This is a genomic window from Colwellia sp. 20A7 (assembly GCF_009832865.1).
Taxonomy (GTDB): domain Bacteria; phylum Pseudomonadota; class Gammaproteobacteria; order Enterobacterales; family Alteromonadaceae; genus Colwellia.
The window spans coordinates 200599-214548 of sequence record NZ_CP047130.1; the positions used below are offsets into that span (position 1 = coordinate 200599).

12 protein-coding genes, 1 pseudogene and 1 riboswitch are annotated in these 13950 nt (G+C 34.4%); of the genes and pseudogenes, 9 read left to right on the plus strand and 4 right to left on the minus strand.

Features of this window, described 5'->3' with window-relative positions; genetic code table 11:
- Positions 1–63: 63 nt before the first annotated feature.
- Both GQS55_RS00825 and GQS55_RS00830 read right to left on the minus strand, forming a co-directional pair.
- Positions 64–1719 (minus strand): phosphoethanolamine transferase, encoded by a 1656-nt coding sequence (locus tag GQS55_RS00825; protein WP_236559714.1) that lies wholly within the window; start codon positions 1717–1719, stop codon positions 64–66.
- 100 nt (positions 1720–1819) lie between these two features.
- Positions 1820–2185, minus strand: coding sequence for a diacylglycerol kinase (locus GQS55_RS00830; protein ID WP_159817045.1), 366 nt, complete (start codon positions 2183–2185; stop codon positions 1820–1822).
- Positions 2186–2383: 198 nt separating this feature from the next.
- Here GQS55_RS00830 and GQS55_RS00835 point away from each other — a divergent pair, with 198 nt between their 5' ends.
- From GQS55_RS00835 to GQS55_RS00845, 3 genes are all read left to right on the plus strand, one after another.
- Entirely contained in the window at positions 2384–3058 is a 675-nt protein-coding gene (locus GQS55_RS00835; RefSeq protein ID WP_159817047.1) for a response regulator transcription factor, read from the plus strand.
- Between the two features lie 42 nt (positions 3059–3100).
- Complete coding sequence (locus GQS55_RS00840; RefSeq protein WP_159817049.1) at positions 3101–4498, plus strand: sensor histidine kinase; 1398 nt, start codon at positions 3101–3103, stop codon at positions 4496–4498.
- A 140-nt stretch (positions 4499–4638) separates the two neighbouring features.
- Complete coding sequence (locus tag GQS55_RS00845; RefSeq protein WP_159817051.1) at positions 4639–5073, plus strand: hypothetical protein; 435 nt, start codon at positions 4639–4641, stop codon at positions 5071–5073.
- A gap of 53 nt (positions 5074–5126) precedes the next feature.
- Here the strand turns inward: GQS55_RS00845 and ribB are convergent, their stop codons facing one another.
- Positions 5127–5771, minus strand: coding sequence for a 3,4-dihydroxy-2-butanone-4-phosphate synthase (ribB, locus tag GQS55_RS00850; protein ID WP_159817053.1), 645 nt, complete (start codon positions 5769–5771; stop codon positions 5127–5129).
- A 136-nt stretch (positions 5772–5907) separates the two neighbouring features.
- A riboswitch (FMN riboswitch) is annotated at positions 5908–6084 on the minus strand.
- A gap of 748 nt (positions 6085–6832) precedes the next feature.
- Here ribB and GQS55_RS00855 point away from each other — a divergent pair.
- Entirely contained in the window at positions 6833–7510 is a 678-nt protein-coding gene (locus tag GQS55_RS00855; RefSeq protein ID WP_159817055.1) for a PilZ domain-containing protein, read from the plus strand.
- Positions 7511–7685: 175 nt separating this feature from the next.
- Here the strand turns inward: GQS55_RS00855 and yihA are convergent, their stop codons facing one another.
- Entirely contained in the window at positions 7686–8303 is a 618-nt protein-coding gene (gene yihA / locus GQS55_RS00860; protein WP_159817057.1) for a ribosome biogenesis GTP-binding protein YihA/YsxC, read from the minus strand.
- A gap of 282 nt (positions 8304–8585) precedes the next feature.
- Here yihA and GQS55_RS20235 point away from each other — a divergent pair.
- The 5 genes and pseudogenes from GQS55_RS20235 to GQS55_RS00880 form a co-directional block, all read left to right on the plus strand.
- Positions 8586–8816: pseudogene (locus GQS55_RS20235) on the plus strand (c-type cytochrome); the annotation flags it as partial.
- A 96-nt stretch (positions 8817–8912) separates the two neighbouring features.
- Positions 8913–9482: a c-type cytochrome gene (locus tag GQS55_RS20240; RefSeq protein ID WP_236559822.1), complete on the plus strand. Its 570-nt coding sequence runs from the start codon at positions 8913–8915 to the stop codon at positions 9480–9482.
- A gap of 119 nt (positions 9483–9601) precedes the next feature.
- Entirely contained in the window at positions 9602–10228 is a 627-nt protein-coding gene (locus GQS55_RS00870; RefSeq protein WP_159817061.1) for a paraquat-inducible protein A, read from the plus strand.
- Positions 10221–10856 (plus strand): paraquat-inducible protein A, encoded by a 636-nt coding sequence (locus GQS55_RS00875; protein WP_159817063.1) that lies wholly within the window; start codon positions 10221–10223, stop codon positions 10854–10856. The genes GQS55_RS00870 and GQS55_RS00875 overlap by 8 nt, the downstream gene beginning before the upstream one ends.
- A gap of 13 nt (positions 10857–10869) precedes the next feature.
- A complete protein-coding gene (locus GQS55_RS00880; protein WP_159817065.1) occupies positions 10870–13947 on the plus strand; it encodes a PqiB family protein in 3078 nt (1025 codons plus the stop codon).
- The last annotated feature ends 3 nt before the right edge of the window (positions 13948–13950 follow it).

A 13950-nucleotide genomic window follows, 5' to 3' on the forward strand; every position in this document is an offset into this window, starting at 1 on the left:
TCAATATGATAGAAAGATATAAACCAATGCAGATACTCTTGTAAGCCTATCGACTTTGTTAATCTAACTTCTAGCAATACGCATCAGGTCAGAGTCATCGCGACATGGTTTAAAAGCATCAAGTTTTGATTGATATGTTGATGACACTACATTTAACACGCCAAGCATCGAATGGAATATATTGTCATGATTAAGTGTTGTTTGTGTACTCTGTTTTAAGCAATTACTTTGAAAGCTTTTTTGAGTATTATTCGACCAAAATAATAGAGGAATATGGGTTTGTTCGATAGGCGCAATAGCGTATGGAAAACCATGTAAATAAAGACCATTTTCACCTAATGATTCCCCATGGTCGGATACATAAATCATTTCTGTATTTATCATTTGTGTACTGTTTTTGCTAAATCTAGCTAATTTATTTATCACTTCAGAAATCACATAATCAGAATAATGTATCGTATTATCGTAAGTGTTTACCAGTTGCTCTGATGTACAATTTTGTATGTCACTTTGCTGGCAGTCAGGTAGAAAAGTAGCAAATTCCTGTGGGTAACGACGATAATATGTTGGTCCATGTGAGCCCATTAAATGCAGGACAATTAATGTGGTTTGAGAGCTTAACATGGCTAGTTTATTATCTAATTGCGTTAATAATATTTCATCAAAACAATAGTCACCATCGCATAATGGATTACTTTTATTTTTATCAATATTGATGGTGTTCACTCGTTTACAGACACCCTTACAGCCTTCATTATTATCAACCCATAGCACATCGACACCTGCTAATTTCGCAATATCTAATAGATTTTGTTGTGAAGACGCCGACCGCTTATTAAATTGCTCTTTGTTTAATAATGAAAACATACAGGGAACAGAAACGGCTGTTGCTGTACCGCAGGAATACATTTGGTTAAAAAAATGTATATTAAATTTTTCTGTATATTCATTTGTTTGTTTATAATAACCATTTAAAGAGAAATTTTTTGCTCTTGCCGTTTCTCCTACAATCATTACCACGACGTTTTTATCTGTTTTAAGCGGTGTTTGTATTTCAGGGTGAGAGTCTAGCTCTTTAAACACCATTGGCTCAGCGAAATGGTTTCGTTTAATGTATTTATAGCTCGCAATTAATGTTGGTATTGGCACTATATACTTTGCTAAATCTCTATTGTTGCGATTAACAGACGCGTAACTAGAATATAAGCTAAAAAAAATAATGATAAAGATAATAAGGGCAGAAACAATTAGCTTTAAACGATGGCTTACGCTTAGGTTCAGTGGATTTGGCTTAGGGTTAATTCTTCTTAATATGATTAAAGGTGTAATTGTTAATAGTATTATATAAAAAACAGCTGATAAATTAAGGTAGGTAAAAGCCTCAGACGTGGATGTTTCCGCCATATTTTCTACCATACCGTAATCAAAAATAATGCCATAACTACTCATTGCATAGCAGAATATGGCGGATAACAAGATCAGAACAGTAATCACTGTTTTATAAACATACCTTCTCGGCAATAGACTAAATAGCAGAACAAAAATAGTGCTTAAAAATAGGGGTAGAGATATAAAGTAAGCAAAATCAAAGTTATCCAGCTTAATTAAATCATGATACGTTTTTTGTAAAAACGGAAAGTTAAAAATAATTGAAAAATAAAGACTTAACAAAATTGTTGCAGAATTTAATGACAGCGTTTTAGAAAATATTTTTTGCACAATGTTATCTCTTTAATAAAAATATCATTGTGCCTTTTCAATCTTAATTAAGACTGAGCGTAAACTGAATTTTTACTGAATTTTCTTGTTTACGGATAAATTATAGCTCCCATAAAACTACTCCCCAGGTAGCAATAGCGATTGCTAAACTAATCAATACAGCAAGAGATCCTAAGTCTTTTGCTAATCCAGATAATGAATGATGCTCTAACCCGATGCGATCAATCGTTGCTTCTACTGCGGTGTTAATAACTTCAACTAATAAAACAAACAGCAGTGAAACAATTAGTAATAAATGGAGTAATAAGCTGATATCGAGAAAGCAGCTAGTACCTGATAATACAAGGATTAGTATCAACTCTTGTTGAAAAGCAGTTTCATTTTTTATTAACCATTTAAAGCCTTGTAATGAATTAATTAAGGCTAGAAAAATGCGTTTAGCACCTTTATGTTTTTGTATTGTCATTGTTAACTCAAATAATAAATAATTTTCATCATTAATTTATCAAATTGAACTTAAGTGCACCTGAAGGGAAGCTTAAGATTTACTGAATATATTGATGTTTATACTATAAAAGGTCTCTTTTATTCGCGGTTTTTATAAAATTCAGCCAATCTTAAGTTTACCGTGATAAATTAAATAAAAATGGTATTGATGATTAATATGAATATTTTACTTGTTGAAGATTCTGATAAATTAAGACGTAGTTTGCGTATAGGCTTAGTTGCTTTAGGATTTGCTGTTGATGAAGCAAGTGACGGAGCCGATGCGTTAGCGATGGCATTATCTGATGATTATGACATTATTATTTTGGATTTAATGTTACCCAGTGTTGATGGCTTATCAATATTAAAATCGCTAAGAAAGCATAAAAAACAAAGTAAGGTACTTATTCTTTCTGCTAAAGATCAACTGTCAGATCGCATTGATGGTTTGTTTACCGGTGCCGATGATTATATGACTAAGCCTTTTTCATTTGATGAGTTACATGCTCGAATTATCGCGTTAACAAGGCGAGGTGAGTTATTAAGAACGTCAAACTTGATCACTATTAATGATTTTGTTGTCGATTTACAAGCCAAAGTGTTTAGCTTTGAAGGTAAACCGATAGACTTAACTGCTACAGAATATAAAATTATAGAATGTTTATTTATTAATAAAGAAAAAGTAGTGAGCGCTGAAAAAATGGGGGAGTATATTGTGGGTAAATACGATGCTATTAATAAAAACTCATTAGAAGCTCATATCTCATCTATTCGTAAGAAATTAAAACAGTTTTCAGCTATATTTCCTGTAAAAAATAAACGTGGATTTGGCTATGTTGCTACTGATGCTTAAGCATTAAGCCTCACATTATGAAAATAAACTGTAAGGTTCAAAATGAAATCAATCAAACAGTCGTTAGTTAAGCAACTAACAACACTTATTACTTTTATTTTATTTATTGTTCTCTTATTTTTAGACATTAGTGTAGATACATATGTCGATAAACAATTTGATGATGCTTTAGAGCAAAAGGGTAAAAGTCTCGTTAACTTAATTAGTTATAAAGAAAATTCATTACAATTAACGATGCTAACCGATGTGATGACGGCGTTTGATCGCACAGAAAATGCAGAGTATTTTCAAATTTGGTCAAATGATAAGTTACTAAAATATTCAGCTACCTTAAATCAAACACCTGAATTTGACTTTAATCGTACCGATTTACTACTTGGCGGGCATATCATCACCGAAACTAATTTACCTGATGGTGAAAGTGGGCGTGTTTTTTTATTTAAATTTATACCAGCGAGTGACAATAATTCTACAGATATCAAACCTCCTATATATCTTGTTTTTGCTCGGTCAAATGCAACGCTTGAGAAAATTTTAATATTAATAGATATTGTTTTCTTAATCACCGCAATCGGTACTGCTTTTTTTATTCGTTACTTAGTTAATAAAATTGTTTCTAAGGGGTTAGAGCCAATTACCTTACTTAATAAAAAAATCAGAGAAATTGATATCAATAATGAATTAGAAAAATTTATCATTGATCATCCACCAAGTGAAATTAAAACAATTATTGATGAATTAAATCAATTTTTAATTGAAAACAGAGTATTACTTAAAAATGAAAAACGGTTAACTTCAGATATTGCGCATGAGCTAAAAACACCTATTACAGAATTAATGAGTGTGAGTGAAATAGCGATTAAATATCCAGAGAATGAAGAGGTTATGGAGAACTATAAAGACGATGTATTATCTATATCTACGCGTATGAAAAACATTGTAGAGTCATTGTTATTATTAAATAAAGTAAGTACTGAGCAATTTAATTTAACCATGGTTGATATAGATTTATCAGATAAAGTGTTATGTATTTTAGAAAGGTTGGCAATAACCATACCTAATTTTGAACAAAGAATTAAAACCAAACTTACCGATAACATTGTTATTACGAATGATGTGTTTTCCTTAGAAGCAATACTAACAAATCTTATTAACAATGCGATTCATTACAGCCCAGAAGCAAGTAAAGTAACAATTGAACTGAATATTATTAATGACAAACCAAAGCTAACCATATCTAACATACCACTACAGAAATTAACGCCCGCAGACATAAATAATATGTTCGAACCTCTATGGCAAAAAGATAATGCCAGAACATCTGAAACCCATTTTGGCTTGGGTTTAGCTATTGTGAAAACTTTAGCTGAACGAGCTAATATAAAAATATCAGTTGAATTAAAAGGCTCAGATTTAATTACCTTTAGTGTGATTTTTTGATTCTCAACTCGGTAAATTATAATAATATATCGTTAATTCTCTTGATATGTAATTAAAATGTCTTTGAGTTCCGGTGTGATTAAAATCAGGCCTCAATTTGCAGTTAACTAAAGCGTAAGAATCTTAAAAAGGGTAAGCTCATGGATAGAACAAAAACTACAGTAGTCGCTAGTTTATTAGGGATTTTGTACGCGTACTGGTCTGTTTATATAATCGGTTTTGGTGCCGCTATCGCAATGCCTGCAAGGCTTTTAACTTTTATTGCTGAGCTATATCCCATTTTCGCCTTTGCTATAGCAGATATTATTACAATTGCCGTACCGTTAATTCTTGTTTATTTTCTATTGGTGCTTGTGGTCAAGTATTTAAATTCGGGTAATAGTTACCTTCCATTTTTAGTATTATTCGCTCCTTTTTGTCTTCAACATCTTTATTTTTGGATGAATATGGAGTTTACTCAAGATTGGGTATATGTTTTGAGTACAACAATGCCTAGGTATATTCTTATTATACTGTTTGCCTTATATTTTGTTAAACAAGCCGTTGAGCAACAGCAATGCTTGGCGAGAAAATAAATAAAGCCACCTTTTCAAGTGGCTTTATTTATAATTAATGGGTCAAGTTTAGGTTAGTTTAGGTTTAAAGAGCGATATTGAACGATATCTTCAATGCTCAAAACTACCATTTCATGTTTTATAGCGAACTTACATATTTCAGGTAATCTTGCCATTGTTCCATCTGCATTGGTTAGTTCGCATAAAATTCCTTTCGAATCTAATCCGGCAAGTTTGATTAAATCTATAGTTCCTTCTGTATGGCCTCTTCTAGAGAGAACACCGCCTGAATTAGCAAGTAAAGGAAATATATGACCTGGAGTATTGAGATCGTTGGCTACACTATCTAGATTGGCCGCAGTTTTAACTGTGTGCATTCTATCGGCTGCTGAAACGCCTGTTGTAACACCGTGCTTTGCTTCAATCGAAACAGTATAAGCTGTTTTATTGCGACTGGTATTAATTGATACCATTTGTGGTAGGTTAAGCCGCTCCACATCATCTTGCTCTAAAACCAAACAAACAATACCGCTACACTCTCGGATCATCATTGCCATTTGTTGCTGAGTAATATGTTGGGTGGAAAAAATAAGATCGCCTTCGTTTTCTCGATCTTCATCGTCTACTAACAACAAACCTTTACCAGATTGAAGTGCATTTATTGCAGACGCGACCCTTTGAAGGGGGGTTCCAAATTGACTAAGTAGTGACTGACTCATGGTAAATTTCCTCTTTAGTTACCAGAATCAGGGCGCAAAGAGATACAGAAATACTTTTCTGTAAACAAACGATTCGTCTAGCCCTCAGTTATCGTACGGGGAAACCGTATCGACTGATGGCTAAAAAAATGGATTGTCTTAAACTCTCTCATCCGGACTATGACCGTCGGCTCTGGAGTTACACCAGATCTGCTGACCTCTTATTGTTAATTAAAACGAATAAGAGCGCTCGCGGGCTATCTTAAAATAAATCGTGATTGATTTTTTGTAAGTTACCGCCGGTGGGGAATTTCGCCCCGCCCTGAGATTAAAACATTATGTATGCGGTCAATATTACCGCGTGGAAGATTCTACGGGAGAAATATTCAGGGTGCAATAACTCTCCTTAATTCGAGTATCACATTATAATTTTTGGACAGAATTATGCTAAAAAACATATCAAATAAATCTAGTTATGACGGAATAAAGTTGTTGTTAGTCATCATAGTTAGCTTCAATTTTGTTGGAGGCTAAGTTAAATTAAGCCCTATTTTTCAGGTGATTATTAACTTTAAATATCAAATATAATAGAAGGGGAGTGCTTGAAATATCTACAGCAGGATTTTAGCTATGATGATTGAATAGTAATCTAATATAGTGATTGTTAATATTAACTAATACGCGGAAAAGTAGATATACCTTAGCCTTGAACGATTAATACTATTCTTGTTTTTGATGACACCTCCACACCTACAATAAATACGTTGTATTAAATTCACACAAATAAAAGTAGAGTATTTATACTATTAACACTTTACTTTTATAGAGTGGTTACTCTATAATACTCTATGTTCCTAGCGAACACTTATTGTAATAATTTTATTCTAGCTTCCCCATAGCTTACATATGCCAGTAGCCTTGCTACTGGTTTTTTTTGTCTAAAATATAACAAAACTAATTGTTGAGTATCAAATACCTGCCTGAATCCCTACTTAGTTAGCATTGACTTACTTATTGTATATTGTGATTTTATTGATTATATTATTTTTTAGATACTTTATGAATATATGTACAGGGTAATAATGTCAGGTCTAAATATTAATAGTAAACCTCAAATATTTGAGCTACAGCCAGGTAAAACAATGGATCTTCAAATAAACCATCCTGTACCTGTTCGTTTGAAACTTGCTTTAGTGGGTTATGAGTTTGGTAAGTATGTTTTATTAAAATATCCAAAAGTCAGTAATACTTCGCAATACAAAGATGTACTCGTTGAGGGGAATGTCGTTATTGTGCGTTATCTATTAGAAGGTAACAAAGGTGAATGTTGTGCTTTTAAGTCAGTAGTTAAGAATATTTCGACTTATCCAGAGAAGCTCTTGTTTATTGACTACCCTAAAAGCATAGAGAACCGTCAACTAAGAGTACAACCAAGAACTAGTATTCATATTCCTGCTGCTATTATGATTGAAGAAGATGATCATAATAAGGAAATGAAAATACTTGGAGCAATAAGTGATATATCGCTTAAAGGATGTGGCTTCCTATTTAAAAGTACCAGTCTGACAACTAATGTTAATCAGCGAAACATCTTTGTTTGTTTACAAGATCAAAAAGGAGCTGAAATAAAAATATCAGCTCGAGTACGTAATAGCCGCAACGACCAAGGTGTGGTGAGTGTTGGTATTCAGTTTTTAGAAGATAATAGTTTGTTACCACAACTACTAGAGCAATTATTCATTAATATGGATAATAGCTAAGCCATAATACTACTTATACCAATATCACTAACTATGTGATCATTTCTACTTGTTAAAATCACCAATTACATCGTTATTTATTTAATAATTAGAACAACTAGTTATTGAAATAAATGCCTTGTATTTGGCAATTTTTCTACGTATAAAATTGTTCACTTAATTAATGAAACTGGTATTACTCTTCTGGTTCTTCAAGAAACCAATCGCAAATAATGCTATTTGCTTGCTCTTCACCGGTACGTTTTAACGATGAAAATGCTTGAACTCTAATATCCGCATTTAACGGTGCTAAGGCTTTTTTTACTTTTAGCACTTCAGCACTACGTTTACCTTGCGATAATTTATCACTTTTAGTTAATAGAGCTAAAACAGGTAAATCGCTATCAGCAGCCCATTGAATTAAGTCCATATCTAAGTCTTTTAATGGATGGCGGATATCCATTAATACAACTAGGCCTTTAAGGCTTTCACGTTTTTCTAGATATTCACCTAGCGCTTTCTGCCATTTCTTCTTCATTTCTAAAGGAACTTTAGCAAAACCGTAACCAGGTAAATCAATTAAACGTTTATTTTCGCCAATTTCAAAGACGTTAATCAGTTGAGTACGACCAGGGGTTTTACTGATACGCGCTAAACCTCTTTGGTTAGTTAGCGTATTTAATGCGCTTGATTTGCCTGCATTAGAACGGCCGGCAAAAGCAACTTCAATACCACTATCTTCAGGTAATCTTCGAATATCTGGCGCACTGATGGTGAAGGTGGCTTTGCTTAAATGTATAGTGGTAGAAGACAAGGGCTTAACTCTTAATAAAAAATCTGACACTATTATAACGTTATTATTATAAAAATGATGAACAAATATGCTAAATAGTGCGTTTTTTCAAGGAATTTTTATCAGATGGTGTTACACACAGGATAGATTAGTGTAAAATGCCGTCACTTTTTAAGATTTATTGTAAAAATAAACTCAATCATAATTTAACATTACAAGTTTAGTTAACGACAAGCAGAGAGCAATTCAATGAAAAAAATATTATTTTCACTTTTGTTAGGAGCGAGCATGCTCAATACAGCAATGGCTGTAGAAGGCGACGCTGAAGCAGGTAAAGGTAAATCAGCTATCTGTGCCACATGTCATGGTGCTACGGGTATCAGTATAGCGCCTATTTATCCAAACCTTGCGGGGCAAAAAGCTCCTTATATAGTTAAACAATTAACTGACTTTAAGGCTGGCACTCGAACAGATATGATGATGGCACCAATGGCTATGAACCTATCTGAGCAAGATATGGCTGATTTAGCAGCATATTTTTCAAGCCAACCACGTAGTGGTGAAAAAGCTGCAGCAGAAGATACAGCAGGCGCATCGGCTGTAGCGCCAGGTGCTGCTGGTAATGTAGAAATTGTTACATCAACATCTGCTAAAGCCATTTATGCTGGTGATGTGAAAGCAGGGCAAGAAAAATCAGCTATGTGTGTTGCTTGTCATGGTACAGATGGTAATAGTGCGATAGCAATATATCCTAAATTAGCTGGCCAAAGTGCTAATTATTTAGCTAAACAGTTAGCTGATTTTAAATCAGGTGCACGTGTTGATCCTATAATGGCGGGTATGGTTGCTGGTTTAAGTACAACAGATATGGACGATTTAGCCGCATATTTTGCAGTTCAAACAATGAGCGATGGTTCTGGTGAAACTAGTGCTAAAGGTAAAGAATTATATTTTGGTGGTGACGCTGAAAAGGGTATTACAGCCTGTATCGCTTGTCATGGTATTGAAGGTAAAGGTATGGCTCAAGCTGGTTTTCCTGCTATTGCGGGTCAAAATGCTGATTACTTGAAAAAACAATTGTTAACCTTTAGAGAAGGTAGTCGTAGTAACGATAGAAATAATATGATGGGTAATATCGCGATAAAATTATCAGAAAGCGATATTGAAGAGCTTGTGAAGTACATGGCTTCTCTTAAATAGTAGAAAATATTTTATTAGTACATTACTAATATTCTAAAAAAAAGCAGCATTTATTGCTGCTTTTTTGTTTTATCACATAAAATAATTGCTATGATTGGTGGTATAAATAAGTGGGATACTTGAGCGATAATATCAATACTAATCAATTAATAGCTTGCCAACTCTGTGATGCACTATATGAAAAGCCTAAATTAAAACAAGGTCAAATAGTTAAGTGCACTCGCTGTGGTAGCACAATGGCTGAACGCAAAGTTAATTCGATTGAACGTAGTTTTTATTGGTCAATGGCGGGGTTATTTTTCTTAATACCCGCCGTACTACTTCCTATAATGGGGGTGACGTTAGCGGGGCAGTATCATCATGCTTCACTACTAGATTGTATTCTTGCCTTGATCGACCGAGGTTTTTTTATGATTGCAACGCTAGTATTTTTGTTTGCGATTGCTGTGCCTGCCATCCGTTTATTTGGATCATTCTATGTTACCTACAGCTTTAAATTTAATAAATTAAAGCCTTCCTTGTTATACTTTTTTCGGGCGTTTCATCACTTAGATAACTGGGCAATGCTAAATGTATTTATGCTGGGCATTGTTGTATCCATGTATAAATTACTCGATGATACCGAGCTATCTATTAACATGGGACTGCTTGCTTTTATTTTATGGCTGATTAGCTCAACAATGGCTGCGTCAACGCTAGATCAAGATTATATTTGGCAAAAATTAGAGGATGAATTTGTTGATTAATACTGCAAAAAACAACAATCTTGCTCTTTGTCCCCAATGTCATAAAGTTAATTTACTTGGTGATGCAAGTAGTGAAGAAAAAATACAATGTGTACGTTGTAAGGGGATGTTTTATCAACGGAACTCACGTAGTTTACAATATACTTTAGCGTGGAATATTGCCGCATTAATAGCTTTTATTCCGGCAAACCTTTACCCTATTATGATTATCTACTCTTTAGGTATTGGTGAACCATCAACAATACTTTCAGGCATTGGACAATTTATTGACTATGGCTTGTACCCTATCGCGATCATTATTTTTACGGCAAGCATTATTGTGCCATTACTTAAAATAGCGGGCTTGTTTGTACTGGTGTACCGTGCACATACTGGAATAAGATTACGACCAGATAAACACAGTAAATTTTATCATATGCTAGAATTTTTAGGCCCCTGGTCAATGCTGGATGTTTTTGTAGTCGCCTTGTTAGTAGCTGTTGTTGAGCTAGGCTTTATAACGACAATAGCGGCCGGGCCAGCAATTAATTACTTTACCTTAACGGTAATTTTTACCATGATAGCAGCCAATAGCTTTGACTCTAGACTGTTGTGGGATAAACAACAAAATAGTGAAGAAACTTGTTAGGTAAAGGAAAAACATGACTATTAATAAATCGTCGGACAATAATGATTTGAAAACTAATGTAGCTACTGCTGATGTTGTGCCTAGGCAAGGCATTTCAGTTATTTGGTTTATCCCTTTTATTGCGCTGATTTTTGGCGGTTGGTTAGCCATTAAGGCGATATCTGAACAAGGTGTTTTCATTACGATTGAATTTGAAAACGGCTCAGGTATTGTTCCGAAAAAAACAGAAGTACGTTATAAAGGTCTTGTCACTGGTTTAGTGAGTAAAGTTGAGCCTTCAGACGATCTCAAGTCTGTTATTGCTGAAGTTGAAATGACGCAATCTTTTACAGATTATCTTACTAACAAAACAAAATTTTGGTTGGTAAGTGCTGACATTTCATTGCAAGGGGTTTCTGGTCTAGAGACGTTAGTATCGGGTAGTTATATTAATATTATTCCTGATACTGATAAAAAGTCGCGAAGCCAAGATCACTTTATTGCATTAAATGAAGCGCCAGAACTAGATATGACCACGCCAGGATTACACCTAACTTTAAAAGCCAGTGTGCTAGGTTCAATTAGTGAAGATTCGCCTATTACGTTTAAACAAATACCTATTGGCTATGTTACGGGTTATCACTACGTTGAAGATAGCCAAGATATTAATATTAATATCTTTATTGAACAAGAGTATGCGCATTTAATTAAAGAAAATTCACTTTTTTGGAATATGAGTGGTGTACAGATCAACGCATCTATCGCTGCAGGTGTAAAAATAAATACTGGGTCATTAGGCTCTATTCTTGGTGGTGGTATTGCCGTTGATACGATGAGTTATCACGAAAAGTTACCTCCAGCTAAAAACGGCCATATGTTTCCATTACATGCTGACTTTCAATCAGCAGAGATGGGGTATAGCATTGAACTTACATTAGATTGGAATTCAGACATTAACCATAATGCAGCGATTTTATATCAAGGTGTAACTATAGGTACTATTGAATCTTTTAGTAGAATAGATCCTAAAACTAGAAAAATTACCGCTCAAGCTAAAGTGAATCCCCGTATTGCTCCTTACTTAACAGAGCAATCTCAATTCTATCTGGTATCACCTAAAATTGACCTTTCGGGCGTCTCAAATGCAAAAGCTTTAATAACGGGGACCTATATCAACATACGACCCTCTTTACAGGGTAAACCAATAAACAAGTTTCATGTTTTCAATGTTAAACCACCTTATTTATATGCTGAGCCAGGCTTACATTTAATTATAGAGTCTAATAATAGAGATTCATTGCAAGTAGGGAATAACATTTATTTTAAACAACAAGTCATTGGTAGTATTCAAGCAATTGATACCGTAGGGGCTGAGCAACATTTAATACACATTCATATCCAAGATAAATATCAACACTATATTAAGTTAACTAGCCGTTTTTATAATAATTCAGGGCTTAAAGTTAAAGCGAGCCTTTTGGGGATAGATGTTGAAGCGCAATCACTGCAAAGTATTATTACGGGTGGTATTTCAATGATGAATGTTGACAGTTCTGATAATGCTTTAGCAGAAAACGCAGTCATTAATGGCGAAAAATTTACGTTATTTGCTAACCAAAAAATAGCAGAACAACGGGTCAGTTTTACTTTAGTTGCGTCTGCTAATGAAAAAATTAACGCTAGCACACGTGTTTTATATCGTGGCGTAGAAATAGGCGCTATTCACAGTATTGAGGCTGATGGCGATAACAGTAAATTATCGCTTGGCTTATTACCTGAATACGAACATATTTTACGAGAAGGCACCCAATTTTGGTTGGCTAAACCAAGTATTACTTTGTCTGGTGCAGCCGATACTGATGCATTATTTGGTGGCGCTTATATAACGTTTGATTTTAACAGTGAAAGCCAAGTAGCCAAAACTAACTTTTCTTTATTAACGTCACCGCCAGCTAAATCAGCTAGCGCTCCAGGGTTGCAATTAAGTTTGCTCGCCAATAGTGCAACAGTAGCAACAGCGGGAAGTCGTATTAGTTATCGTGGTATTGTTGTTGGGCAAGTAGATAACGTGGTCTTAGACAAAAAAACTGATAAAGTGCATGTGAATGTGACTATTGATGATGAACATAAAACGTTAATACAAGCCTATACTCGGTTCTATAATGCCAGTGGCATAACACTTAGCGGTGGATTAGGAGGTTTTGTTGTGAAAACAGAATCGATAGATGCCATGCTACGCGGTGGAATTAGCTTTTATAATCCAGAAGCTACTGAAAAAAAGCAAGCTCAAGTGAAAGAACTCGATAGCTTTGAGTTATTTGATAATGTTGAACAAGCTGAAAATGCAGGTTTAGCTATCAGTGTTTATTTCAATGACTACACTGGTCTAAAAGTTAATACTCATGTTGTTTATCAAGGTCAAAAAATGGGTTCGATAACACGTTTAATATTTAACCCTGATGAAGTTGGAGTGACTGCTTTAGTATTGTTAAATGATATTGGGGCCAAATTTGCTCAAAAAGGTACTAATTTTTGGGTAGTTGAGCCAGAGATTGGCTTGGTAGGTTCGAAAAATGTTTCATCTTTACTCGATGGTGCGTTTATTTCATTGTTACCAAGTAATCAGCCAAGTAATCAATTAAGTGCACAACAAACAGTATTTGAAGCGCTTGAATTACCTCCTACTGTTAAACAATTACCTTATGGCTTGAATATTAAGCTAGTGACTGAACGCTTAGGGTCAGTACGTATTGGTAATCCTGTGCTATACCGTCAAGTAAAAGTTGGTGTAGTGATTGGTATTGATTTATCACCAACGGCAGATACCGTTGATGTTTATATTAATATTGCCAAGCGTTATGCGCCTTTAGTTAATAGTGGTAGCAAGTTCTGGAATACAAGTGGTATTAATATTGATGCTGGTCTTTTTTCAGGCATTAATATTGATTCAGAGTCTATTGAAACCTTAATTTCTGGTGGTATTGCCTTTGCTAGTCCAGCATTATCAGCAGATGAGCCAGAAAGTGCTCCGTTAGTAAATAGCTTTTTGTTACATCAAACCCTTGATAAAGATTGGTTAGAGTGGCAGCCTAAAATAGCAATAGACCAATAACAT

What these genes read in the sequence shown, in the direction of transcription:
- GQS55_RS00830 (WP_159817045.1), bottom strand. Translation starts at nt 2,185, where the DNA reads ATGACAATACAAAAACATAAAGGTGCTAAACGCATTTTTCTAGCCTTA.
- GQS55_RS00835 (WP_159817047.1), top strand. Translation starts at nt 2,384, where the DNA reads ATGAATATTTTACTTGTTGAAGATTCTGATAAATTAAGACGTAGTTTG.
- GQS55_RS00840 (WP_159817049.1), top strand. Translation starts at nt 3,101, where the DNA reads ATGAAATCAATCAAACAGTCGTTAGTTAAGCAACTAACAACACTTATT.
- GQS55_RS00845 (WP_159817051.1), top strand. Translation starts at nt 4,639, where the DNA reads ATGGATAGAACAAAAACTACAGTAGTCGCTAGTTTATTAGGGATTTTG.
- ribB (WP_159817053.1), bottom strand. Translation starts at nt 5,771, where the DNA reads ATGAGTCAGTCACTACTTAGTCAATTTGGAACCCCCCTTCAAAGGGTC.
- GQS55_RS00855 (WP_159817055.1), top strand. Translation starts at nt 6,833, where the DNA reads ATGTCAGGTCTAAATATTAATAGTAAACCTCAAATATTTGAGCTACAG.
- GQS55_RS00880 (WP_159817065.1), top strand. Translation starts at nt 10,870, where the DNA reads ATGACTATTAATAAATCGTCGGACAATAATGATTTGAAAACTAATGTA.